This window comes from Paenibacillus sp. FSL W7-1088 (assembly GCF_037969855.1).
In the GTDB taxonomy this organism is placed as follows: domain Bacteria; phylum Bacillota; class Bacilli; order Paenibacillales; family Paenibacillaceae; genus Paenibacillus.
The window spans coordinates 5,577,757-5,602,196 of the sequence record NZ_CP150216.1; the positions used below are offsets into that span (position 1 = coordinate 5,577,757).

Genomic DNA, 24,440 nt, shown 5'->3' on the forward strand with positions numbered 1-24,440 from the left:
GAATGGATCTGTTATATGCTGCTTTTTTGACAGTAACGATTACTGCACTTGAACGGACATGAATACATCCACCTCATCTTCACTGTCCAAAACAAACCCAAAGCGTTCATACAATCGCCGAGCCGGACTGCCCTGCAACACATTTAAAATAACACGTTTGCCCCGGACGTCATCCCGTTTCAACAGCATATCCAGCACTTGGGTCCCTATTTTCTGACCTTGATAATCGGGATGTATGTAGAAATGTTCCAGCAGCATCTCCTCCAACTTGGGCTTCAACGCTACACACCCCACCCGTGCACCGTCGACTTCGATCATCCACGTGTGGACTGGGTCGAATGTATGACGGAAACGTTCACGTACCTTCACCTCGTCGTACCTTCCCAACCTGTGTAGATCATCATATAGAACCAGGGCACGCAGCTCTGCAAGGTGCTCCTGATCTGCCTGCTTGGCTTGACGCATGGTTATTTGGATCATTGTAAAGGCTCCTTTTATGCGTTAATTTATTCTGAACTCGTGCTCCTACGTTCTATCTTCCTCATCCTTTTCTTCTATACATTTCTGAATAAATTCAAATAATCCCTTAGCCTCAACCGAACGATGTCCCCAATCATGCCAAAAGTACAACACCTGTCCTACCGTTCCCGCACTGGATGGGTCAGTGTCCAGACATAGATAATCCCCACCACCATTTTCCGCGATCGGAATCCATTTGCTACTCCACAGTACTGGCTTAATGGCATCATCCTCAATCTCGGGCTCCATCTCGTCCGGGTCGAATTCTTCCTGCAAAAAGGCCCAGTTCTCCTTCACCTGATCCAGAGGTGACAACGTCAGGTTACGAACAAAGGAATCTACGCCAACATTCCAGGCTTGTCCGTTATGCACACGATAGAGAGCCTTCATCTCCTCAGGCAAGGTCACACCAAGTTCGTTTTCTACGGATCGAAAATCTTCATCGCTCACACCAGGTTGAAGATTGAGCGCTGCTTCAACGTCTGCATTTGCACCCGTCCCTTTTTCAATAATACGTTGCCACAGCAGCTCTGCTTGCTTGATCATTCTACATCCTCCTTCTTGTGCGCTTTATAGTCGCCTCATCCGTTCATACAGAAAGTCTATACTTCACGCTTCTCCCCAGATATAGATGATGCGCTGATAATCATGATAATCCTTATCTTTCAACAGTACGATAAGAGGTCTGAAAAATACAAGGGAGCTTATGCCCATCTTGCCAAATAGCCTTGTCCACCAAAGAAAAAAAAGCACTGCCCAACGGATCACTCCGTCTTGGACAATGCTCAATATAGTTGTGCTTTGAAAGGAAACATCCTTCTCGATTACGGATTACATCTCTTTCAGAATACCTTTGACCAGCCCAATGAAGGTTGTTTTCACTTTTGCCGCGACTTCAATGACTTCATCATGACTTAACGGCTGATCCAGTATGCCGCAAGCCATATTGGTCAGACAGGAAATGCCCAGCACCTTCATGCCGCCATGAATGGCTACAATCGCTTCAGGTACCGTCGACATCCCCACAGCATCTGCACCCATTGTACGAATCATACGAATCTCGGCTGGAGTCTCATACGCCGGACCACTCCACCATGCATACACCCCTTGCTGCAAACCAACATTCTGCTCCTCCGCTACCTTCAGGGCGATACTGCGAAGTTCGCGATTATATACCTGTGATACGTCCGGGAAACGCACACCCAGCTCAGCATTATTCGGCCCCATCAGCGGATTATTGCCTACCAGATTGATATGATCGGTAATCAACATAAGCTGTCCGGGTTCAAAGCTGGTATTAATTGCTCCACAAGCATTGGTGATGATCAACTGCTCGACACCCAGTGCTTTCATAATCCGGACAGGGAACGTGACTTCATCCAGCGTAAACCCTTCATAATAATGAAGACGTCCTTTCATCGCTACGACAGTCTTGCCCATCAGCTCTCCGATGACCAATTCGTTGGCATGACCAATCGCCTCGGATTGAGCAAAATAAGGAATGTCCGTATATGGAATGACGGTAGCATTCTCGATCTCGTCCGCGAGCGCTCCCAGCCCTGATCCGAGAATCATGCCCACGACAGGTTTGTCATTAATACGGTTTAATATGTAATCTCTGGCTTCCTGAATATGTGCGGATTGATGCATAAATATATTCCCCCTGAATATCTGAGTTTGGATTAAATAAGTACTATAAACCAAGTGTAATGAACAATAGCGATCATGTAAATGGGAGCCGGATAAAGAGATATTCGTTTCGGATCACGAAAAGCTCCCCCACCTTCTGACTCAATCAATATTCAAGCTATTCATGCTTCAACTGTACACAAAAAACCGATCCTCTGTCGAGAATCGGTTCTACTATTAAAATACGGATAAGGTATTCCGAATGACATGTAATGATATGCTGGCTTACTGCTGCTCCAGCGAATGCTGATTTTTGCTTTTCATGAAATCCATTCCCATGCTCAGCAGCAGCATCAGTGAAGCAAACATCACGGATTTACCAATAGTTCTTTCTGGAAAGATTATATAGGCAGCTAGAAAATTGCCTGCGAAGACAAACAGGTAATTGCGGATGCGATCCATCTTCTCATCTCATTTCGGAATCAAATTTAGAATTCACTATATCTGCTGCTTTACTCTATCACATTATTCCATATTAATCCATAACACCACTTATCTTTCTCGCTCAATCCCCTCATAGACAGCCTCGCAAAGTTCCGTTGTGAACCTGCCCGACATGCCCTCCAGAGCTGTATTGGTAAACGCGACAACGCTCAGTTTTTCTGTTGGATCAACAAACCACGAGTGACCATACGTTCCTCCCATACGCCACGTTCCAGCAGACTCCGGTGTACCTGCTTCTACCGGATCTTTCAGCAATGTGAATCCGAGACCAAATCCTCTGCCTGGCCAATAAGGCATCTCCAGATCGCCAATCTGATTGGTCGTCATTTCGGTGACCAGCGCTTTAGGAAGCAGCGAGCCTCCACCTTGACGCAGCGTTTCAAGCAATACCAGAAAGTCTCCCGCACTTCCTACCATGCCCGCACCACCCGAGAGATAGGCCGACGGATCAAGGTATCTACCTGGAGCGAGTTGGAAGCCCGCCGTTCCTTCAATAAAAGGAACCTGGTCTTCATCACGCAAGCGACGAGGTTGCCCCGCACTGTCGGAACTGTCCGCATAGGCAGCCGTCATTCTCATCGAATCCACAGCGACAAAATCCGTATCCTTCATGCCTAGTGGATGAGTCACGAGCAGTTGTACGGCCTCTCGCAGTGTCAGCCCGGTCACTTTCTCAATGACTGCACCGAGTACATCAGTTGCAATCGAATATCTCCACATCTTCCCGGGCTCATACAGCAGTGGAGCAGAAGCAATCCTCTGCAAATTTTCTTCCAGCGTAATGCCAGCGATATCCATCCCATCTGATACTCCGGCAAGTTCGTAAGTCCCCCCGTTCTCCTGGAAAAAACGATACGTTAACCCCGCCGTATGTGTCATCAGATGATGAACCGTCATGGAGGCCACTTCCCCATTTGGCTGTTTGGGACGGAATTCAGGCAGCCATTTCATAACCGGGTCATCCAGCTTTAATTTACCCTCGGATATCAATACCATTGCAGCGGTGGATACAATCGGCTTGGTTACAGAAGCATACCTGAACAGTGCATTTTCTTGCATGCGTCTGTTCTGTTCCCGATCGGCGAGGCCATCTGCGCTGGTATAGACTACCTCCCCTTTCCACGCAATCTGAACAACGGAACCTACAATTCTTTTTTCTGCCAACGTACGGTGAATCACTTCTTCCACAAATGCAGGGTTAAACCTCATATCTTTGTCTCTCATTTCACTCTTCTCCTCCATGTGTCACGTGCTTGATTATTTAAAGTAAGTGTGCTTATTATATAAATGATCTCATCCGTATTACATAAGACAACCAAGTTATCCACTATAATCCGCGAAGAATATAAAGGCATTTACAAAACATTTCCTATAATTTAAAAGGAGGCCATCTTATGGACCAAATCGATACTAATATCCTCTTTCATTTGCAAAATCAGGCAAGGCTGTCCATGACGGAACTGGGTAAGCTGGTCGGTTTATCTCAACCCGCCGTAACGGAACGCGTGAAGCGCTTGGAAGAAAGCGGCGTAATCGAGGAGTACCGTACCATCATTTCCCCGCAGAAAATAGGGAGATCGAGCACTTCCTATGTTCTTTTTCGCACACGGGATTGTCATGCCTTTCTTGATTTCTGCCGTTCGTCACCCGAAGTGGTCGAATGCCATCGCGTCAGTGGAGAACATAATTACCTGTTGAAAATCATGACGGATTCGATTGCTGGTCTTGAAGCATTTGGGGACCGATGCGATCAATACGGTACTTACACCACCCTCGTCGCGATGTCCTCACCTATTGCAACCAAAAATCTCATCGAAGGAACGAATCCGGTGTAAATGTTTCATCGATCATCGGTCCTTAACCTGCCTTGGGAAACCATGTTTACTGGCGGACCAGGCGACGAGTAAGGCCATAACGATCAACAGGATCAGGGAAATCGGCAGGAAACGAGCGCCTGTCTGGTTCAGAAGGATGGCTCCGACGATCCCTCCCCCTCCGATCCCCAGGTTCCATGCTGTCACCAGCATGGATTGGGCAACATCGGCACTTTGGCCGCCCGCCTGCGCAATTGCAGTCTGTAATAACGTAGCCGCCCCTCCAAATGTAAGCCCCCAGGCCACTACTCCCAGAATGATCATCATCGGTTGATGGATAAAGATCCCCATCGCCAGCGAGGCCAGCGCAAATAGAACAAGGCTAACCAGAATCAATAATCTCATGTAACGATCAATCAACAGCCCAATAATCCAAATACCAATTACCGAAGTCACTCCAAAGATCATCAGAACCAGATCTACCCGTTCGGACAGCATCGTCTCGCCCAGATAAGGTGAGATATACGTGTACAGAATGTTATGGGCCAGTACCCAGGTCAGAACAACAAACAATATGGGACGAACCCCTGGTATAACAAAAATCCGATGAAGCGCAATCTGATGACGTGCAGGCTCTCCCTCATAGTCAGGTACTTTCCAGAGCACCCACAATACAAGCACTACCGTCAATAATGAGACTGTTCCAAAAATAAGACGCCATCCTGCGTAATTGCCCAAAAAGGTACCCAAGGGAACGCCCAATGCAAGCGCGAGCGGTGTGCCTACCATAGCGACAGCCATCGCTTTTCCCTTTAACGAGTCTGAAACCATCCGGCGCGCATAACCCGCAGTCATTCCCCACAACACTCCAGCAGATACGCCCGCCATGAAGCGTGCAGCAAGGGTCAAACCATATACCGAGGATACGGCCGTAATCGTGTTGAAAATTAGAAAACCGAAGATGCATAATAGCAGCAGCGGCCTGCGTCTCCATCCACGAGTTGCTGTCGTCAGGGGAATTGCCGCCAGAAGAGATCCCACCGCATATAAAGTGACGAGCTGTCCAGCCAAACCTTCCCCGATCTCCAGATCTTGTGCTATCTGCGGCAGCAGCCCCGCCGGCAGGCTTTCTGTAAGAATGCATATAAATCCCGCCATGGCCAAAGCGAGCAGAGCTGACCAGGGGAGGCGTTCTTTTGCCAATGTGTTCTGGTTCACGAAGACTCTCCTTTATCCTTTAATTTGGTATAGTCCAAAAAGGTGTGGCCTACAAAATAAGCTTATAAAATCGGACCCACATTTGGCATACATAATCAACGGCAGATCAATCGTTATAGGAGGATAATCCATTTAATTTCGGTGTTTCACTTCGAATTTCAATGTAAACGCTATTAAACAGTTATCATCGCATGCTGGATCATGAAAGAGGATGGAAGAATAACGAAGGGAACATCGAAGATGATTGATAGCATTTCTGTTACTCGCTAGAATGATAAGATAATACATAGGCTTTGACTCCAATGCCTTTAAACACACACTCCAATCGGCTACATAGAGAGGGATATGCCAATGTACAATCTTACATCCATTGAGCACCACACCAGGCTGCCCTCTAACGGCAACCCGTTCACTCATACCGAAGGACAACTATTGTTGCTGCTGGAGGATGGAGAGATCTGTCTGACTGTGAATCGTCAGCATCGCGATCTTAAGGCAGGATATTTTATTTTTCTCCAGGATGGCAGGCAGCTGCAGATCAGGCAGACTTCCGCAGATCCATTACGCATTATCGCGTTGGAGATCGAGGGGCAAATCTCGCATGTAGAGGAGGCCGAAGAGACTCTTGTTCTGCCTCCCCTTTTTAAGCATAACCGTGTGGGTATTCTCCAAACCCATGAACGCGAGTTAATAAAAGAGCTGCATATTCTCTGGCAGGACCATAATCATTGGCAGCGGATTCGTATCCAAGGACAATTTCTGCAATGGGTCGCAGATGTAGGAGAGCGGCTTGAAGCCACCTCCGATTATGACTCGGCCAGTCTTCTACTGGACGCGCTGCGTTACATGGAGCAGAACTATTCGACGCAGATTACTCGCCAACAGCTTGCTGAACGGGCAGGTTTCTCCGAGGGGTACTACTCCCGTTTTTTCAAGAAAAACGTGGGTAAAAGTCCGCAGGAATATCTGACCGACATTCGAATGCATCACGCCAAACGGCTACTCACAAGGCAACAAAGCTCCATACAGGATGTAGCCGCCCAAGTGGGTTATAACAACCCGTTATACTTCAGTCGCATATTCAAAAAAACCGTGGGCCTCTCGCCCACCGTCTATATTCATTCGAATCCACGTCAGATCAGGGTGGCCGCTCTGAATAATCAATATACAGGGCATCTGCTGGCACTGGGACTTGAGCCTTGCGCCGCAACGGGTCCTTCTTTCAAAGCGGTAACCTCATTGCTGGATGATACCCTTTTTATGAAGGCCTATGAAGGTGAAGCGCCCGATTCAACTACACTGTTCCGGGCTGAACCGGATCTGATTCTGACCAGTGAATATAAACACGATACACATGTTCAGCAGCTGCACCAGATAGCGCCTACACGGACGATTGCTTTTCAATCCCAGGACTGGCGCAGTCAGTTTCTTGAGATTGCCGAGGCTACCGGACAAAATCAACAAGCTTACAGCTGGCTGGATGAATATGATGAGAAATCCCATCAGGCTGCAGCCCATCTTCGTCAGCAGATCGGTTCTGCTTCCATCGTGTCATTACTCGTTCGAAGTCAGGATTGTTTTGTGGCCGGCTACCGCCATATGGGTGCGGTCCTGTATCAGGATCTGCAATTGTGCACTCCCTCCCTGATCCATGAACAGCAGAGCCATTATATTGCTGAGGATTGGAAGATGGACGATCTGGACGCCGATTACATCATGCTGGTGTTCCACCCTTCGGTCAGTGAGGCCGAGCGGCAGAGATGGTTGAACTCACCCTGGTGGAAAGGGCGAGAAGCGGTGAAGAGGGGGCGGGTTTATTTGGATCAGATGAATTATGTACTCGGCAGCTATAATGCCTTCTCGCATGATCTGTTATTACGGGAAATTCCCGCGCGCCTTCGGTCACAATCATGCATGTGAATGGTTCCTTTTGTGCCTCGACGCACGGAATCTTCTCTCCTATACTAGTAATTGAGAATGATAATCAGTAAAGGGGAACATGCACATAATGAATACAGATCGAAGTAACCAACGAGGATTTAAACCCCATTTGAAGGCAGGCATCCTACTAATGCTGCTGCTTATTCTGGTCGCCGGGTGCGCCAAGGCCGAACAGACCTCTACGGGAGAATCCACTTCCGCAGCCAGTGAGTCTACAGAGAGCAGCAGTAGTACTCCATCGTCGGATAGTGAAGCAACCAGTACGGTGACACGCACCGTTGAAGGTATTAAAGGTCCTGTTGATATTCCTGCTGAACCCAAGCGGATCGCTGGCTTGACCTATGCGTATGCCGATCACCTCGTGGCATTGGGCATGAAACCATATGCCATGGTGACCCAAGTCGGTCAGGAGATGCCTGCCTATCTGAAGGACAAGCTCGAAGGCGTCGTACCGCTTGGTTCTGTCAATGAATTCAACAAGGAAGCACTTCTGGACACAGAGCCGGATCTCATTCTGTCCAATGAGGTACTTGTTGATGAATACGACGCGATCAGTGCCATTGGACCGGTCTATATGAGCAGTTACTTCAGCAATTCGCTTGAATGGTTCAAGGACACAGCCAAAGTATTAGGCAAAGAAAAAGAGGCAGACGAAATCGTGAGTCAGCTGTATCAAAAGGCGAAGGATCTGGGCACCAAGGTTGCTGCCAGCGATGCCGCAGATGATACCATTCTGATTTTTCGTTTGACTGATAAGCAGATTCAGGTATTTGCCCCAAGTGACAAATCACCCGATGCCTTCTATTCTCCGAACCTGCTGTACGATATCGCCGGACTCCATGCACCTGATCTTGCCAAAGCAGGCATCGTCATGAATGAAGTTATTGAAAATGTGTCGCTCGAATTGCTGCCCGAACTGAATCCGGATCGTATTTTCATGATCATCTCCGGCAGTGAAGCAGATAACGAACAAGCGCTCACCAAGCTGCGTGACAATGCGGTCTGGAAAGGCTTGAAGGCTGTGAAGAGAAACCAGGTTTACCTGGTGGACAACACGGTCTGGGTAGCTGGATTTGGACCGATTGCCTACGGTCAGGTTCTGGATGAAGTAGAACAAGCTTTGCTTGGAAACTAATTTTATTTTACTTTTAAGTACGATAGGTCTGTCGGAGATAACAAGCCAGCTGCAAATGGAGCATATGCTCCTGGTTATTCAGGGACATGCCTAGAATCTCTTCGATTTTATGAATCCGCTGATATAGTGTATTGATGTGAATATGAAGGGCGGTTGCAGCCTGAACTGCCGATCCTCCGCAAGCCATGTACGTCATCAGTGTTTCCTCAAGTCCGCCGGCCTGCCCTTTGGCAGGCCTCAGCGGCTCAAATACCTCCGCGATAAAAGCACTCAGATCCTCAGCAGATTGCCGAATAAACAGACGATTTACGCCGATGTCTGTATAACGGATCATACCCTTTTCTCCCCTGGTCTTCTGATACGCAAGTGCCTTATCCGCTTCCTGATAGCCCGTATTAATTGCATCCACTCCAGACCTTACAGAACTTAATCCTCCAAACAGTTTTACGTGGTTTCGACTCTCCCAACCAGGTAACAAAGAGCTGAGCTGTTGTTCCAGCATGCCCGGCTTGTTCGATTCATTTATCATAAGCAGCACGGTAACCCTTCTCTCGTTGCCAAAGGCAATAGGCAGCGTTCCCGTGGGCATTTTCTCCCTCAAGTACGAAATCAGTTGAACAGATAACACACTAAGCGTCGAAGGATTGACCTGATCCGCGAACTCCATCAAACCCACGACAATGGATGTTGAAGGACCTATCCCGATCTCTCCAGATTTATTCCAATAATCCTCTGAAGCCTGACTAAGTCTCAAGTCGTTGAACAACTGCTGGGTTTTCTTGAAATAAAACTCGGCTAACGACTGCTTGCGCATCAATTCAAGTGCCAGTATGGAGCTCCCCTGTTCCAGTGCGACGAGTTGCAAAGGTTCCAGTAAAGTATTCATCTGAATGATGAGATAACCGAGACATTGATTGGCCGAAGCGATTGGATATAAATATTGATGGGCCTGCTCGTCCTCACCCTTGATCCATGTTAGATAGTCCGGGTGCTGCAACGATTCGTACAAGCTGCGCAGCTTTTCAACACTCCAGCCATGGATAACCTTGCCCCGTTTCGGGGTCCATTCATTGTCAATAAAATCCACAAAGGTAAGCGCCACGCCAATGACACGAGTCAATTCACTTACGATGGAGACGGCTCCCTTATTTTGCAGTGACAGGCGCATGAGTGAGGAATGGATTTCGTCCCGCTTGATAAGTGTTTCATTTTGTCTGCTCAGGCTCTCGTACAGCTTGGCATTCGTAATCGCGATCGAAACCTGATCGGCAAAGCTTTGCAGGAGCCTTACATCCGACTCGGTAAATATAGGGACTCTCCCTTTTTGATACACGATGAGAACACAATCCGGCTGACCTTCCACCTTGATGGGGACTGAGATGATGGAACCTATATTATGAAAATCGTACGCTGAATTCAGATGATATTTATTCTCCAATGTCATGTTACCAAAGTCGTCTTCCACGTTGGAAAGACTGTTGTAGAGCTTGGGTGTACCTCGTTTGAACGTGCTCCCGATAATCCCTTCACCCGGCTTCAGCTTCATTCTCAGCATACCCTCGCCCATCTCCCCTGCTCTGGCCTTGACCGTTAACGCATCGATCGCAGGATCATATCTCCATAGAACACCAATGCATTCATAAGGAATAACCGATAGAGCACTTACAAGAATCCGGCCCAGCAACTCATTCAAATCCAGCAGTTGAGTCACATCCCGAATGCTGTTCATAATTTCATTCAATGCTCGTTCATGCTTGCTCGCCACAGCCTCCGAATAGTACGGGTATAACAGAGACGACAGTGTAACTAAATCTTCCGCAGAATATTCCCAGCTCTTAAACAAGCGAATAGCCACACATATATTGTTGTTATATGGAAGAAAAACTAACATACAGTCTTTTGATTCTTGATCTACCTTAGGATGTTGAAGTGGCAGGATTTCAGTGAATCTTGGCGGTGTACTTTCCCTGCTACCCACTACCTCAATCAGAACCCAATCCGCCCAATTACTGCTGCTCCATACCTCATAATCGCAGTCTCCCAAACGTTCTCGCAAAATTTCATGTAAGATTCCATTCAACATTGCCGCCCCCAAGTCAATGTAGGTTTTCACATCATCATACGGATAATTATACAGAGATATACATTGTGTTGAAAGCCTTCATCCTGTAACTTTAAACCAACAAAGAATTTTATATGACAATCAATGAGAAAGAAGGTAACACAATGTCCAAAATCATGCAAAGCAAACACTTCAAGTACATTGTTCTCGTTCTCTTGTTTCTTGGCTGGTGCCTCGGCAATCTGGATCGTTTCGTGATTAACTATGCCATCGTTGGTATTACGCAAGACCTGGGGCTGAGCGCTTCTGCACAAGGGGTCATCCTTAGTAGCTTTTTTCTCGGGTATGCCATCATGCAAATTCCAGGCGGAGCACTTGCTGACCGTTTTGGCTATCGGAAAGTCATTCTCGTCTCCCTGTTCTCCTGGTCTGTGTTCACCATTCTGACCGGCTCCGCCTGGTCCTTGTTCTCTCTCATCTTTGTACGTTTTCTCTTTGGTATTGGCGAAGGCAGCTTCTTTCCATCCGGCTCCAAAGCCATCGCGACCAACTTTCCCGTCAATCAAAGGAGTGGAGCCATGTCCATCATGCTGGCATCCGGAGCCATTATGGGCGTAGTCACTCCACTTGTTACCGGGCCCGCGCTTGTCTCTATTGGCTGGCGAAACTTGTTCTATATCATTGGTGCTGTGGGCATTTTCATTACAGCTCTGATGTTCTTCCTGTTAAAAGAGCCTGCTGTCAAATCCAAGCTTGCGGATGGAACCTCAGGCCAACAACCTAAAATGTCGCTAAAAGCCGTCCTAAAAACGCCCATGATCTGGAATCTGTTCATCAGCTATTTCAGTATCTATGCGGTGAACTGGGGACTTCAATCCTGGATGCCGACCTATATGGTCAATGTCAGAGGCCTGGATATGACGCAGATGGGCGTGCTCGCCGCCATTCCGGCTTTGGTCAGCATTTTCACCATGCTCCTCAGTGGATACGTGCTTGACCGAATTCCGGCAGGCAAAGATCGCATCATTGCTTCCGTATTCGGTGTACTGGTTGCGGTGTTCCTTTATCTCATGAGTCATTCCGGTACGATTACAACCTTCATTACGTACATGACCATCGTCACAGTTATGGCTGGATTCATCTCCACACTGATCATTTCGAAGTCGCTCAAAACGATGCCCGAATCCGTGGTCGCTACCGCCAATGGATTCATTAACACAGGTGCTCAGCTTGCAGGTTTTCTGACCCCCATGTTGATCGGATTTCTGGTTCAGGCTTCCGGAGGATCTTATGCTACAGCCTTCATCATGCTGATTGGCTTTGCCTTGATCTGTTCCATCACCCTGATGTTCTCCCGTCGTACTAATTCGGATCAAGATACCACGCCAGAGGTGCAGGCCACAGCCGTTTAGAGATAAGGGTATAGCGCTATAATGTCGCTTCGTCAATCGTCTGTCGCTTATATCAACAACACAACAACTATACAAAAAAGAGGTGCCCATTCTTATGACTACAACCCTAAATTTAACCCAATATATATCCAATGTTATTGAAGGAAAAAGTGCACTGTTTACCGATGCCAGTGATCGTATCTGGGAATTCGCAGAGACACGTTTCGATGAGTTTCAATCGGCAGAACTGCTTATGGAGCTATTGGAATCCGAAGGTTTCACGATTGAGCGTGGGGTAGCCGGTCTAGAGACTGGATTTGTCGCCTCCTATGGTACAGGCCTGCCTGTTATTGCTCTATTAGGTGAATATGATGCACTGGCCGACCTTAGCCAGGAAGCTGGAATCAGTACCTATCATCCGGTTCAGCCCCGCGGAAATGGTCATGGCTGCGGGCACAATCTGCTCGGGATTGGTGCTTTGGCTGCGGCGGTGGCGGTCAAGGATTATCTAGTTGAGCACCCGGAGACAAAAGGAACGATTCGTTTTTACGGTTGTCCTGCAGAGGAAAGCGGATATGGCAAAACGTATCTGGCTCGCGAAGGTTATTTCAAAGATGTGGATGCAGCACTCTCGTGGCACCCTCATTCCTTGAATGCAGTGATGCACGGAAGCTCCAATGCCGTCATTCACGGAACGTTCACCTTCAAAGGCATTAGTGCTCATGCCGCCGCGGCTCCTCATCTGGGACGAAGTGCTCTTGATGCTGTGGAACTGATGAACATTGGTTCAAATTATATGCGGGAGCACATGATTGATCAGGCGAGAATCCATTACGCGATTACCAATTCAGGCGGTTTTGCCCCTAATGTCGTTCAGGCTGAAGCGGAGGTCACCTATCTTGTTCGTGCTCCCAAAACTGCACAGGTCCGCAGTTTGTTTGAACGTCTGGTGAAAGTGGCCGAAGGGGCCGCCCTAATGACAGAAACAGCAATGGACTTTAAATATGAAGGGGCATGCGCCAATCTGATTCCGAATAGTACGCTTGAGAAAGTAATGCATCGGCATCTCGTTGCCTGCGGCGCACCCGAATATGAAGAGAAAGAATACAGCTATGCCAAAGCCATCTATGACACGCTGCCCCTGCAAAATCAGCAGGAAGCCGGAGCAATGGTGGGACCTGAGCTTGCCCCTCTTCTGGCTGAGCGGCCACTGCCTAACTTTATCGCTCCCTATTCAGATGAAAAGGAGACATTCATGGGTGGCTCAACAGATGTAGCGGATGTAAGCTGGAATGTACCGACTGCGCAGTGCATCACGTCCACGATGGCCTTTGGCACGCCGCTACACGCCTGGCAGACCGTAGCTCAAGGTAAGAGCACTTATGCACATAAAGGTATGCTTCTAGCGGCGAAAGCAATGGCAGCTACGGCCATCGAATCCATTCTTCACCCGGAGATCGTGAAAGAGGCGAAACAGGAGTTGCAGGACAGACTCGGTGGTGAAGTCTACGACTGTCTTGTTCCGGCAGATGTACATCCTCCGCAGCGAGGAGAATGAGCAGGTGAGGTTCAAAGACGTTTTTTCCATTATCGGTCCAGCCATGGTTGGACCTTCAAGCTCCCACACCGCAGGAGCAGCTCGCATCGGACGCACGGCGCGACAATTATTCGGAGAATGTCCCTCCCATGCGGAGATTATCATGTTCGGTTCCTTTGCCGCTACCTATAAAGGACATGGAACAGACACCGCGATTGTTGGCGGCCTTCTCGATATGGACACCGATGATCCCGGATTGCCTGAAGCATTCGCTCACGCAGAAACCGCTGGGATGGAAATCATCATTCGTCCGGGTAAAGGTCTGTATCCACATCCGAACACAGCCGAGCTTGTTCTGACTAATGCCGCAGGAGAACGCACATTGGATATCGTGGGTACCTCCATTGGTGGAGGAAATATTGAGATTGTGCGCATCAACGGGTACAACCTGAAGCTGACTGCCCTCTATCCCACACTCATCATTCGTCACAGCGACGAGCCGGGTGTAATTGCAGTCGTCACAAGATTACTGGTGGACAATCACATCAATATTGGTCATATGTCGGTTGATCGAAAAAACCGGCGCGGCGAAGCGATGATGGTAATGGAGTGTGATGGCAGAATAGATCCTGCCGTGATCAAGGGGATTGAGTCCATCCCTGAAGTACAGGAGGTTAACCTGCTCTGTCTGTAGCTTCAGTTACAGATAACCAAGTACGAATTCGTCTGTACTGAATTTTAATAAAAGGAGCACACATCGATGAACTTCCGAACGTTAAAACAACTTGCCGAATTGGCAGAGAGCCGCGAGCTTTCCCTCGGCCAGCTTATGCTGGAGGAACAGTGTCAGGAGTCGGGCGAAGATATGGGCGTCGTGTTCGAGCAGATGCAGGAATACTATACTATTATGAAAAGCGCCGTCCATCAGGGGCTGCACACCGATACGACATCCAAAAGTGGACTCACCGGAGGCGATGCCCGGAAGTTGATGACATACCGTTCGGATGGACAGTCCTTGCTTGGTGATCATGCCAGCCTATCCATGAATTACGCGCTGGCGGTGTCGGAGGTAAATGCTTCGATGGGACGGATCATAGCTACACCGACAGCGGGCTCCTGCGGTATTATCCCCGGCGTATTCATCAGCAGTCAGGAACGCTTCGGCTGGACGGATGAGCAGATGGTCTATGGTTTGTTTGCAGCCGGAGCGATCGGTTACGTCATAGCCAACAATTCGTTTATTTCCGGTGCGGAAGGGGGTTGTCAGGCCGAAGTGGGATCTGCGATAGGCATGGCAGCCGGGGCCTTGGTGGATATTCGGGGTGGCTCCCCTTCCCAAGCGATCCATGCCGTGGGGCTAGCCCTGAAAAATACGCTTGGCCTGATCTGTGACCCGGTAGCGGGACTTGTCGAGATTCCATGTATCGTTCGCAACGGCTTCGGCGCAATTACCGCTCTGGGAGCAGCAGATATGGCTCTAGCCGGAGTCCGCAGTATTATTCCTTCGGATGAAGTCGTTCAAGTCATGCTGGAAGTTGGATCGGCGATGCCGGAATCCTTACGAGAAACGGCAGGTGGCGGTCTCGCCCAAACCCCGACAGGACGCAAAATTACTAGAGATTTGCAGCATAAATAAAAAACAGGCATGTGGTTTACATGGAGGTAGAAGGAAGGCCCTCAAGGTAAATGCATGCCTGTTTATGTTTATAATTTCTCATTTTAATGTATAGCCCCCGAGATAGGTTTCCATCAGTTCATTAGAGAGCTGAATAGCTTCGGAACGATTCGTTGCGGGCATGGAGAGCATAAGCCCATCTTCGGAGCTCCAGCTTCTACTGCGCTGCTCTCCGCTTGAATCCTCCTCCGAAATGGCGATGGTGAGTTTGGTGAATGCACGATCTACGAATAGTGTTCCGTACACGAAGATATCCGTTTTCTCATTTTCATCAATGATGTATTCCATCAATCCGTATCCTTTATGAAAACGAATTTCGAGCCCCTTTTGATCTTCGGGTACAGGGAAAGACTCACCTTCAATATCAATAGTTCCTCTGAATATGTAATCACCCGAGGTCGTTAGATAACGCTTGCCATCCATGTTGATATGAACCTTTTGCTCCGGTTCCCTGTTGTCTTCTCCCAGCCGATATTTTACAGCCACACCATCAAGATGGATCGTTCTGGGCAGAAACAGAAGAACCACACTGATCACAATCATCAATACCCAGATGGCAAGCACGATCGAAATGATTTTTTTCTTCATGGCCCATCTCCTCAATTTATCGGTCTACAACTCTTGAAGATATACAGTCTCTTCCTGAACTTCATTCCAATGAATATGGACAGGGATGGGAAAGTCTTCATTTTCTCCCCTCCCTATCAAAGATGGCACATGAATTAATTACAAATTATAACATATAAACTACTCGCATAACTTTTTCAAAGTATTCCGTTTGTTCTTTATTCCGGCACTGAATCAGGCCTATGCTTACAGATGTTTCAAAACTCTCGACTGGAATTTGTACTACATATTGCCTAACAAAAAAAACCGGCCACCTCGTGACCGATTCAATTCGCTCCTGGGGGAGCGTTGGATATATGTGCGAATGAAAGAAATTATGATTGCTACTCCTTAATGATAGTCCAGAAGGCTCCTTCGGCTGTAACTGCTGATCGAACACAAAAAGCCAGCTTTTGCTTCATGTACCTATGAAATTGTCCGGTTACAACTTGTCCACCTGTAATAATGTTACTGGCTTCACCGTACAAGCTGGACTAATCTGCTCCTCAGTCAGTATGTTCAGTTTGATCAGGCTTTTCAGCTTATGACTGTCCACCTTGGACAGCAGTCGCCAGATGTCCGGATCGGGAAGGGATGCGTACAGCTTCTGATCATCATATTCCTTGCGGTGCTGAAGCACCGCTTTCACAGCGTATCCGCCAACTTGCGTCTCATAGACGCCCTGCTCTTCACAATATCCGACAATCTCATCTCGTAACACAGATAGTCTTTGTTCAATTTCTTTTTGCTGCTGCTTTAATTCAAAATAGGTTTGCACCTTCTGTTCCATACCCATCACGCTCCTCTATACCATAGGTATGCAGTGAAGGACAGTTTAGGACAATACTACAGCAGTTCATCATTTAAATATGAATTATTGCCAATAATCTTTTTGATCCGCTGCATCACACCCGGGCCCATTGGAACATTAGACACTCGCTTTAATAGAATCCAGCGCAAACAAGCCATCGCTTCAAAAATCTCCGCATCGTCTGGTGTGTATTCCGTCAGACCCTTGAATAGAGCACTGTACATCTTACCGTTTCGTTCCCCTGTATAGACCGTCATCAAAAAAATGGACCACGCCATATCGTACCTCGGATCACCGCGCTGCCCATTTGTCCAATCGATGATCGTATATTGATCACCTGCCTCCAGAACATTTCCCAGGTTATAATCACCATGGATCAAATGATCCTGCCTAAACTCAGTCCGTTGAAGAAGACTCGTCAGAATCTGATGCATATCCTCATGCAGTTCAATGGAGGGAAAAAAATATCCAACGAAATCATATTGGTGTATGAAATTTGCATCCGCGTTACCCGTATCATTTACATCATAACCATGGACTTGAATTAACTTTTGAGCCAATTGCTCCAGCTTGGTTTTGCTTAACTTGGCTATAGGCTCCCCGTCATAACTCGTTAACAGGACTTGATTAGAATCCACATCCATGCCCCAACCGTACGGTTTGGAGACTTGTATTCCCCTCTGGTATAGTTCAGATAATAGTCCATACTGGTTGCAAATATTGGGTTTGGAGTCCTTGTTCCATATCTTTAACACATAAGAGTGATCAACGCATTCTATCTTCACAACGTCCGCTTCCAAGCCTGGTGAGAGGGGAAGCATCTTGTATGGTTTTTCAAGCAGGCAGCGAATTTCTTCGCTCAACTCGACCCAGCGGATACTTTCCAGCGTTAACCTCATTTTGCCCAACCCTTCTCTGTGAAATTAGAATTTGGATCTTTCTGTCTCCTTTTCACTCTAGTTGTCAGGTGTAATAAGTCCTTTACCAATGAAATTCGCAGACACGGGCTTCTTGTCCAGTTCTCTGGACCATACCGATAATTGCCCCATATGGTGAATCTCATGAGCAATCACGTGACGCATCACTTCTCCCCACGATTCCTCGGCGACGGAGCTATCCAATTCGGGATCGATGTAAGGTCTCTTTTCCATGCTAGGATCCCAGGATAGAACAAATGCCTCCACATCAGGTCGCAGCTTGCGGTCGAATTGTCGTACGGCTTCCAGTGTTTTATAGTTATCAAAATTCTCCATACCATCCGGTTTGCCCTGCAATAATTGAAGCCAGCTCCACTCTACATCAATAATATGAAAAAACGTTTGCAATATATTGCCTACCCCGCCTGTTCGAGGCCGAAGCAGCTCTTCCAGCGGTACATCCTCACACCACTGAAACCATTGCTCACGCACGATCCAGTTATAACGAAAGAAAGATTCCATTTAACCATTCTCCTTTTCTATATAAATTGAACTAAAGATATTTACACTTGCCACTTCGTTGACAGAACAACCTTCCAATCGCTGTTATCCCCAGATTTTTTGAAATTCCTTTTTCAAAGGGTAAAATCCGGGGATAAAGGCGAACGCTCCGCTTTTTCAGGTTATTTCTGTCCTCTACGTTCTCGTGTAAATGTTTAGTTCAATTTATACATCATGCTTTTTAAGTGTTTTGATCAGTTCCATATTGGCAAAAGTTTTGTCTGTATGTTCACGGTCTCCGTAAATCCCGCTAATCTGATCAAATCCCGATTTGGTCCAAAATCGTAATGCAGGCCAATTTTTGAGCGCCACATTGATTCTGATTTCCTTATAACCAAGTTCGGAAAACAATCGGGTTAACGCATGCATCATTTCTTGTCCATAACCCTGCTTCTGGATTTCACTATGGATATACAAAAATTCGAGATAAACCGAATCCTCCATGGGGTAGCCATGGTACAGGCTCAACACACCTATACTTTTGTTTTCCTCATTCGTACGAATAGTCTGAATTCGGTAGTTCTCCAGCTTTCCCCCAGGAGGCAGATTGCCTTCTTCAAAGCACGTTCTCACATAATCCGGCTCATGATCTCGTCCGTCCCATTCCTGTACATAGTTACTCGTATCAACAATGGATTGGATATCGAAAATCTCAGCTTCTTTCAAATCGGAAATGAAAAGTCGCTCTGAATTCCATGCCGTTGGAATCTGTTTCATATCATCATCCCCAATCTCTTCGTGCCTTCTATCATAACCCATGATATGGTAAAAATAAAAGAGCCGCGATTGTCGCAGCTCCCTACTCTTTTGGCTTCGTCATCCTCTTCTTTACATAGAGTAAAACGTGAATTCCAGCGTATATAAACAGGACATTAAACAGATAAAGAAGAGCATTCACATTTATAGTGGAAAGAAACCAGATTGTATCATCCGGTTTCTTATAATGATAATCAGTAAAGAACCGCAAAGGAAAACCATACTCTGTTCGTAAAGTCCCCTCCGTATAGGCTGTTCCTGGAATACAGATCACAGCTAACACGGCAATCCAAGCCGAAAGATTAAATATTCTTTTATTAAACGTCAATTCATCTCATCCATTCAGTATATTTTCGGTATCCACCACATTCGCAAACATGCTCAGAACCGAATTGTGATGTTCTATAATCTGTTCAGCCTGAAGAATGTTGGAATTCCATGTGCTGTGAGCATCACGAACCAAGGTTAGTGCATAGCCAAGGCTACTTGCTCTACGACAAGTCGTATCCACGCATATCTCCGTCTGCATGCCAGTCAGAATAAGATCCGTCACTCCGTTTTCTTGCAATTTCAGATTAAGATCTGTTTCGTGAAACGAATCCGGTGTTTGCTTTTCAATAACAAGGTCACCCGTGATCGGCGCAATGGACGGATGAATCGCCCAACCTGCCGTTCCACGCTCAAGGGGACTGCCTGCTCCTTCACTATGCTGAATGTAGATAACGGAGTGACCTTTTCCCCGAGCCTTGGAAATGACGTGTTGTATTTTCTGAAGCAATACGTCCCCCTGATATACGGGATCTGATTCATCGAACATGGCTACCTGAACATCGATAACAAGAATTGCACAGTGGGTTGGCATCTTATATTCCTCCTGAAAAATAATATTAAATCAGCAATTGTATGACTACGTCTTGCGTTTTCGCACCGTTAACAAACCTTCCAATCCCAGATCGATCAACACAAATAGTATAGCAGCTAGAACGCCAAATAAGGTCAATACTATCGACTCTTTAAAATTTATAATTTCTTCTCCCGCGCCCATGAGCAAATAATAGATATACATACCTAAGACTCCAGCACATGCGTAACCCAGTATTCTCAAACTTAGATAAATGACATAATTTCCGAAACGAGATCTGCTCAACAGATAATCCACCAATAAGGATAACGGTAGCCCGATCAATGTGATCAGGGGAGTCGCATATACAAGATAAACAAGAATATAAAAATCAAAGCTGTAAGATTGATTCATGGATATTATACTTGCAATTAAAGTAAAACTAATGATGGTTAGAACGGTCGTCAGCAGCTTTCTTCCAATGTTCATCTCACCACTCCCGTAAGGTTATCCATATACAATGAATGTTCCTATGCGTCAGATTCTCCCGGTTGCCACCCGATTTCTTGGGACCATAGATGAGCTTTCTCTAATATGCTCCACACCATCGGTCCTTTGCCTTCCACGTATTTTGGCCGCTGGTCCTTGTATAATGCCATAAGCCTGTGCTTCTCTTCCGCATATTTCAATCGATCCGCTGGATGTTCCCTCAAATAATCTCTAAAAAGCAAGTTCATCTGCTCAGAGAAACTCCCAGCTTTCCTTACGTGTATATGTGTTCTCCTGCTTCCGGGTACTTCACGAAAATATCGCTTGGTTTTATCCGAATTTTCTTCTCTGAATATGAAACCGACCGCTTCAATTTCGTTTTTGTAGTTAAGCAAACCATCATAATCAGATACGGAAATTTGTATATCTATGATTGGCTTGGCATCCATGCCGAAGACGGAAGTTGATCCAACATGGTCAATCCGCACAACCTTTTCACCCAACGCCTCTCTTAATTTTATCCCGGTATCAAGGAACATGTGCCTCCAAGAAGGATCATACGTTGCAATTCTCCATTGATCTTCCATGCAGTCCTCCCTTAATTATCTAATCCAGCTATATAAGGAACAACAAGTCTTTCAATACTTTTGTCGCAATTTAAATTATTAAATCCACTAGACTACACCTGTCATCCGAAAACTAAAAATCATCATCATATATTTCTAGTTTTATTTGTTTCTTTAACTCAGTAATGTATTCGTATACATCATCAATATTTACTATACCTTTGACATTCCTCCTTAATAGATCATTGATAAAATTACTATCATTCTCTCTCAACCTTATATCTTTTAAGTAGTTATCATTATAGTCATTAATAAAATCTAATTTGTTCTTATAAAATCGAAATCGTTCCAAAACATAAATTTCCTTGAGATTAATGAATACAGCTAAAAAATCCTTGAGATTTCTGGCTACTAAAGTTACTTGATTACCCGATGCCATTGGCTGAATAAAAATAATAGGAGCTTTTTCCAGATCGCTAATTGATCCGTTAAACGTTAAAAAAGCAAAGTGATCACCATCTACCCCTGTTTTTCCAAATACGATGGCATCATCTGGGGTACAGTAGTACCTATCATCATCATTATTAAAACAAATATAAAAACCCACATAATCCTGTAAGGTTCTATCATGTCGTTCACGTAGTTCCTTATCTATTCGGACGATGTCTACTAATGATTCAGGCATTTCATATTTTATTTTCACGTTTAAACACCTCTTCCTGATATCATAACGATGTGCGAGTCTATCGAAGATTCTTTGATTATATTTAGGCAAGACCCACATCGCTATCATTACGCTTCTCTTTTTACAACTAATACCTTTCCTATTCTATATATTAACGCAAGTAAAAAAAGAGAAGGAACAAAAGTCCCTCCCCTTACCTTTTCAAAGATAATCACACTTAAATTTAGAAAACTCAGCCACAGAACCTTCGCCACTCGCGTATAGACCAATTAGCACCCCTGTAAATCCCCCGGCAACTTCTGAGGAAAGGTATTTCGTCTGCGCTGTCCCTAGGAGGTTGTCCTTGCCATCCGCATGAATCAGGAAGCTGTAGCGCTCATGGCTTGCCTGTATCATTAATGTGGCGTGGTGATCATTTCCCAATTCCACTTCATTTTCGACTGATTTGATATCCCCAATATTCAGACGCTCAATTACCTTATACACGCCCTGTTCTTTGCGAATGGCCAAGTCATAATGGTGCTGTTCATCCATGTAGATGGTGATGCCTGCCTCGCCATTCGTAAGCCTAACGTCAACAGAGATAGTCGCGTCAAAGTCTTTTTGACGTAGCCCAATGAATGTCGGGGATGCTGGAACATCCAATGTCACTTCGGTTCCTTTTAACTTTATGTTGCCTTGCTCTAACAAATAATTTTCTGTATTGGGATGACGAAGAAAACACCAGTCCAGATTCCAATCCGTGTTCTCAAACGTATAGCTTTTCTTCTCTTGTTGAATGACTATGTCGGAAATACGATCAGTGTCAAAACTCATAAGCGTTGTACCTTTATGTCCTGCCGTAAACCAGCCTTCCTCGTCAAAGGTAACTGGCGTAAGGAATACTTCCCGGCCCAGATGATGATAGGTTAGCCACTGTCCACTCTGACGGAATCCCAAATGGAAAATCCACCAGTTGCCTGCCTCGTCCTGAATCAGGTCGCCATGGCCAACCCCCTGCAGTTCATAACCACCTAGATTACGGTTGGTCAGAACAGGATTCTTGGCATAAGGCTCGAAAGGACCGGAAGGAGAATCTCCCCGCGCATATGTGACCATATGACCGTATTCGGTTCCGCCTTCAGATGCCATGAGGTAATAGTAACCATTCATTTTATACAAATGTGGGCTTTCCAGATAACGTCCGCCTGATCCTTGCCATACTGAGCGACTTGGGGTCTTTTTGTGACCTGTTTCAATGTCAATTTCACACTGAATGATTCCCCCAATTCCTTCATCGTCGGTTCCGTTGCTCATAAAGAAGGCCTTACCGTCTTCAAAATACAAATCCGGATCGATTCCCCCTTGATCCACCATAATCGGTTCTGACCACTCCCCGTATATATCATCAGTCCATATATAGAAATTCTGACGCGTGGTGTCGTTCGTCGTGGTCATATAGAATCGCCCGTTGTTGTATCGAATTGTAGGGGCGAAGACACCTCCCGAGCTGCTCACCGTTTCCAGATGAATCTGGCTTTTTCGGGTTAAACAGTGACCGATTTGCGTCCAGTTCAATAAATCTTTGCTTTCAAAAAGCGGGACACCCGGAAAATACTGAAAAGAACTGCACACCAGATAATAAGTGTCATTCACCTTGCAGATGCTTGGATCTGGATAAAACCCTTTAATGACCGGATTATTGTATTTCATTTGAGGCACCTCTTTTTCTCTAATTCACATATTTAAGAATCCAACTTCATAAGCAGATAAAAAAATTAAACACTATCGCAATCATTCTTTCAATGCGTTAGAGTTGAAGGGTCAAGTTAATTTCGTTAAATTAATATATATATGATTTCAATAGATCGGGTTAGGAGATGGTTAAGGATGATCAAAGCGAACGGAGATCCAAAATTCATACCGTTATACGAAGCGCTGGCAAGCGAGGTTAGATGGAGAATCATGGATATGATTGCAGATAGCGAAATGAATGTGAAGGATATTGCGGCTGCGTTAGAACTTAGCCCCTCCATCGTCACGATGCACATACGAAAGCTTGAGCAAGCTGGACTGATCGATAGCCGTAGGATACGCCTGAATGGAGGCACGCACAAATTATGTTTCCTCAAACAAAATAACATCGAGATCGAACTGCCCTCCGCCAGTCGGACAGCAAGAATTAGAGAACAGACCATTTCAGTGGGGCACTATACTGCATTTGAAGTTCATCCTACCTGTGGTCTTGGGACGCACGAGAAAGAAATTGGAGTCTGGGACGACCCACGCTACTTTCTTGATCCTGAGCGGGTTCACGCTGCCATCCTCTGGTTCGGAAGAGGTTATGTCGAATACAAAACGCCTAACTATATGCTTCCTGATGAGACTGCTAGCGCCATTGAGATTTCAGTGGAACTGGCTTCTGAAGCCCCGGGTTTAAGAGATCATTGGCCATCCGATATCCGATTTACGTTTAACGGTATTTCGCTAGGAACGTGGACAAGCCCAGCTGACTTCGGAAGAGCTGCTCGAGGCAAATATACGCCAACATGGTGGCATCGTAATGTGAATCAATATGGATTATTAAAGACAATTCGTGTTGATAGCTCGGGTACGTATATGGATGGAGAGTGGATGTCAGACGTGAAGATTGAGGATACCCAACTGGAGCAACCCTGCTGGACACTTCGTTTCACGGTTGACGAGGAGGGGACTAACGTCGGGGGATTAACACTCTATGGTTCCGGGTTCGGCAATCATGACCAAGATATTGTCATACGCGTACAACGCTAATCTTTCTTTAT

The 24,440-nt window shown here is 46.2% G+C and carries 25 protein-coding genes; 8 read left to right on the forward strand and 17 right to left on the reverse strand.

The features are described 5' to 3' along the window. Positions 1 to 39: 39 nt before the first annotated feature. From MKY42_RS25135 to MKY42_RS25155, 5 genes are all read right to left on the reverse strand, one after another. Positions 40 to 480 carry a GNAT family N-acetyltransferase gene (locus tag MKY42_RS25135; RefSeq protein WP_090903850.1) on the reverse strand — a complete coding sequence of 147 codons (441 nt, stop codon included), beginning with the start codon at positions 478 to 480 and terminating at the stop codon, positions 40 to 42. 45 nt (positions 481 to 525) lie between these two features. Next, positions 526 to 1,065: an SMI1/KNR4 family protein gene (locus tag MKY42_RS25140; protein WP_090903851.1), complete on the reverse strand. Its 540-nt coding sequence runs from the start codon at positions 1,063 to 1,065 to the stop codon at positions 526 to 528. A 285-nt stretch (positions 1,066 to 1,350) separates the two neighbouring features. Next, positions 1,351 to 2,169, reverse strand: coding sequence for a purine-nucleoside phosphorylase (locus tag MKY42_RS25145; RefSeq protein WP_079697326.1), 819 nt, complete (start codon positions 2,167 to 2,169; stop codon positions 1,351 to 1,353). Between the two features lie 264 nt (positions 2,170 to 2,433). Next, positions 2,434 to 2,610, reverse strand: coding sequence for a hypothetical protein (locus tag MKY42_RS25150; RefSeq protein WP_177185853.1), 177 nt, complete (start codon positions 2,608 to 2,610; stop codon positions 2,434 to 2,436). A gap of 90 nt (positions 2,611 to 2,700) precedes the next feature. Continuing rightward, complete coding sequence (locus MKY42_RS25155; protein WP_339845598.1) at positions 2,701 to 3,876, reverse strand: serine hydrolase domain-containing protein; 1,176 nt, start codon at positions 3,874 to 3,876, stop codon at positions 2,701 to 2,703. Positions 3,877 to 4,046: 170 nt separating this feature from the next. Between MKY42_RS25155 and MKY42_RS25160 the strand changes: the two genes are divergently transcribed. Next, positions 4,047 to 4,487 (forward strand): Lrp/AsnC family transcriptional regulator, encoded by a 441-nt coding sequence (locus MKY42_RS25160; protein WP_109998991.1) that lies wholly within the window; start codon positions 4,047 to 4,049, stop codon positions 4,485 to 4,487. Between the two features lie 12 nt (positions 4,488 to 4,499). Here the strand turns inward: MKY42_RS25160 and MKY42_RS25165 are convergent, their stop codons facing one another. Then, on the reverse strand, positions 4,500 to 5,624 hold the full coding sequence (locus MKY42_RS25165; RefSeq protein WP_090904018.1) for an MFS transporter: 1,125 nt from the start codon (positions 5,622 to 5,624) through the stop codon (positions 4,500 to 4,502). A 411-nt stretch (positions 5,625 to 6,035) separates the two neighbouring features. Between MKY42_RS25165 and MKY42_RS25170 the strand changes: the two genes are divergently transcribed. Next, positions 6,036 to 7,604, forward strand: a complete 1,569-nt coding sequence (locus MKY42_RS25170; RefSeq protein ID WP_339845602.1) for an AraC family transcriptional regulator — start codon at positions 6,036 to 6,038, stop codon at positions 7,602 to 7,604. Positions 7,605 to 7,692: 88 nt separating this feature from the next. Continuing rightward, the gene (locus MKY42_RS25175) at positions 7,693 to 8,760 is read left to right on the forward strand and encodes an ABC transporter substrate-binding protein (RefSeq protein WP_177185855.1); all 1,068 of its coding nucleotides are present in this window, start codon (positions 7,693 to 7,695) and stop codon (positions 8,758 to 8,760) included. 13 nt (positions 8,761 to 8,773) lie between these two features. On the opposite strand, the gene MKY42_RS25180 is transcribed toward MKY42_RS25175, so the two are convergent. Next, positions 8,774 to 10,843: a helix-turn-helix domain-containing protein gene (locus MKY42_RS25180; protein ID WP_339845607.1), complete on the reverse strand. Its 2,070-nt coding sequence runs from the start codon at positions 10,841 to 10,843 to the stop codon at positions 8,774 to 8,776. 143 nt (positions 10,844 to 10,986) lie between these two features. Between MKY42_RS25180 and MKY42_RS25185 the strand changes: the two genes are divergently transcribed. From MKY42_RS25185 to sdaAA, 4 genes are all read left to right on the forward strand, one after another. After that, the gene (locus MKY42_RS25185) at positions 10,987 to 12,234 is read left to right on the forward strand and encodes an MFS transporter (protein ID WP_256222352.1); all 1,248 of its coding nucleotides are present in this window, start codon (positions 10,987 to 10,989) and stop codon (positions 12,232 to 12,234) included. 94 nt (positions 12,235 to 12,328) lie between these two features. Further along, positions 12,329 to 13,771 carry a M20 family metallopeptidase gene (locus MKY42_RS25190; RefSeq protein WP_339845611.1) on the forward strand — a complete coding sequence of 481 codons (1,443 nt, stop codon included), beginning with the start codon at positions 12,329 to 12,331 and terminating at the stop codon, positions 13,769 to 13,771. 4 nt (positions 13,772 to 13,775) lie between these two features. After that, positions 13,776 to 14,444 carry an L-serine ammonia-lyase, iron-sulfur-dependent subunit beta gene (sdaAB, locus tag MKY42_RS25195; RefSeq protein ID WP_090903859.1) on the forward strand — a complete coding sequence of 223 codons (669 nt, stop codon included), beginning with the start codon at positions 13,776 to 13,778 and terminating at the stop codon, positions 14,442 to 14,444. Positions 14,445 to 14,510: 66 nt separating this feature from the next. Continuing rightward, positions 14,511 to 15,386, forward strand: coding sequence for an L-serine ammonia-lyase, iron-sulfur-dependent, subunit alpha (sdaAA, locus tag MKY42_RS25200; protein ID WP_339845614.1), 876 nt, complete (start codon positions 14,511 to 14,513; stop codon positions 15,384 to 15,386). Between the two features lie 78 nt (positions 15,387 to 15,464). Here the strand turns inward: sdaAA and MKY42_RS25205 are convergent, their stop codons facing one another. From MKY42_RS25205 to MKY42_RS25250, 10 genes are all read right to left on the reverse strand, one after another. Further along, complete coding sequence (locus MKY42_RS25205; protein ID WP_090903861.1) at positions 15,465 to 16,013, reverse strand: hypothetical protein; 549 nt, start codon at positions 16,011 to 16,013, stop codon at positions 15,465 to 15,467. A 460-nt stretch (positions 16,014 to 16,473) separates the two neighbouring features. Continuing rightward, positions 16,474 to 16,821 (reverse strand): hypothetical protein, encoded by a 348-nt coding sequence (locus tag MKY42_RS25210; protein ID WP_339845618.1) that lies wholly within the window; start codon positions 16,819 to 16,821, stop codon positions 16,474 to 16,476. A gap of 56 nt (positions 16,822 to 16,877) precedes the next feature. Beyond that, on the reverse strand, positions 16,878 to 17,741 hold the full coding sequence (locus MKY42_RS25215; protein WP_339845621.1) for an aminoglycoside phosphotransferase family protein: 864 nt from the start codon (positions 17,739 to 17,741) through the stop codon (positions 16,878 to 16,880). 57 nt (positions 17,742 to 17,798) lie between these two features. Beyond that, entirely contained in the window at positions 17,799 to 18,281 is a 483-nt protein-coding gene (locus MKY42_RS25220) for a DinB family protein (RefSeq protein WP_339845624.1), read from the reverse strand. A 204-nt stretch (positions 18,282 to 18,485) separates the two neighbouring features. Then, positions 18,486 to 19,079, reverse strand: coding sequence for a GNAT family N-acetyltransferase (locus MKY42_RS25225; protein ID WP_339845627.1), 594 nt, complete (start codon positions 19,077 to 19,079; stop codon positions 18,486 to 18,488). A gap of 331 nt (positions 19,080 to 19,410) precedes the next feature. Further along, on the reverse strand, positions 19,411 to 19,938 hold the full coding sequence (locus MKY42_RS25230) for a cysteine hydrolase family protein (RefSeq protein WP_090903866.1): 528 nt from the start codon (positions 19,936 to 19,938) through the stop codon (positions 19,411 to 19,413). Between the two features lie 45 nt (positions 19,939 to 19,983). Beyond that, positions 19,984 to 20,406, reverse strand: coding sequence for a hypothetical protein (locus tag MKY42_RS25235; protein ID WP_090903867.1), 423 nt, complete (start codon positions 20,404 to 20,406; stop codon positions 19,984 to 19,986). A 41-nt stretch (positions 20,407 to 20,447) separates the two neighbouring features. Next, positions 20,448 to 20,993 carry a GrpB family protein gene (locus tag MKY42_RS25240; protein ID WP_090903868.1) on the reverse strand — a complete coding sequence of 182 codons (546 nt, stop codon included), beginning with the start codon at positions 20,991 to 20,993 and terminating at the stop codon, positions 20,448 to 20,450. A 112-nt stretch (positions 20,994 to 21,105) separates the two neighbouring features. Continuing rightward, positions 21,106 to 21,675 (reverse strand): hypothetical protein, encoded by a 570-nt coding sequence (locus MKY42_RS25245; RefSeq protein WP_339845634.1) that lies wholly within the window; start codon positions 21,673 to 21,675, stop codon positions 21,106 to 21,108. Between the two features lie 183 nt (positions 21,676 to 21,858). Then, complete coding sequence (locus MKY42_RS25250) at positions 21,859 to 23,349, reverse strand: glycoside hydrolase family 43 protein (RefSeq protein ID WP_339845638.1); 1,491 nt, start codon at positions 23,347 to 23,349, stop codon at positions 21,859 to 21,861. 177 nt (positions 23,350 to 23,526) lie between these two features. Here MKY42_RS25250 and MKY42_RS25255 point away from each other — a divergent pair, with 177 nt between their 5' ends. Then, entirely contained in the window at positions 23,527 to 24,429 is a 903-nt protein-coding gene (locus MKY42_RS25255; RefSeq protein WP_090903871.1) for an ArsR family transcriptional regulator, read from the forward strand. Positions 24,430 to 24,440: the final 11 nt, after the last annotated feature.